At 65.0% G+C, this 622-nt stretch carries 1 pseudogene; it reads left to right on the top strand.

Going from position 1 to position 622, the window contains the following annotated elements:
* A pseudogene (locus BN2476_RS44975) lies at positions 1-622 on the top strand (hypothetical protein); the annotation flags it as partial.

Here is a 622-nt window from a genome sequence, read left to right as displayed (position 1 = left end):
CCGCGACGACGGGGTTCTGGATGCTGCATCTGTGGCAGCAGTTCGGTAATCCGCTGTATCCGCAGTTCGGCAAATTCTTTCCGAATCCGCTGACGACGTCCGGCGCGCAAGGCGACATGCGCTGGCTGCCGCGCAATGCCATAGAGATGCTGCTGTGGCCGTTCATCATCGCCGCGGATTCGAGACGGGTCGGCGAGACCCCCATCCGGCAGATCATCTGGCCGATTGTCTACATCGTGTTCGTCTGGTGGGCGCTCGTGCGGATTACGCAGCGCATCAAAGGCCAGCGGCCGGAAGGTCTCGAACCGAAGCAACGGCTCGTCGTGCTGTTCGTCGCGCTGGGCTTCGTCGTGTGGATGAAGCTCTTTAGCATCTATCGCTACATCGTGCCCATCGAGGTGCTCGCACCGATGGTGCTCGTCCTGCTGATCGACCGGCTGCTGCCCGCCCGTATCGCGCGTCGCGCGTCGGCGTGGCTGCTGATCGCCGCGACGGCTGTCGTCGTGACGGGCGGCGCGCGCACGTGGGGCCACGAAGGCTGGGCCGATCCGCTCTATCACGCACAGCTGCCGCCGCTGGAGCAACCGGCGCGGACGACGGTCGTCATCAAGAGCGTGACGTC

Origin of the sequence: Paraburkholderia piptadeniae, from assembly GCF_900007165.1 — a bacterium.
In the GTDB taxonomy this organism is placed as follows: Bacteria; Pseudomonadota; Gammaproteobacteria; order Burkholderiales; family Burkholderiaceae; genus Paraburkholderia; species Paraburkholderia piptadeniae.
Note: the sequence above shows the minus strand (reverse complement) of the source record. Positions and strands in the feature narration are given on the sequence as shown.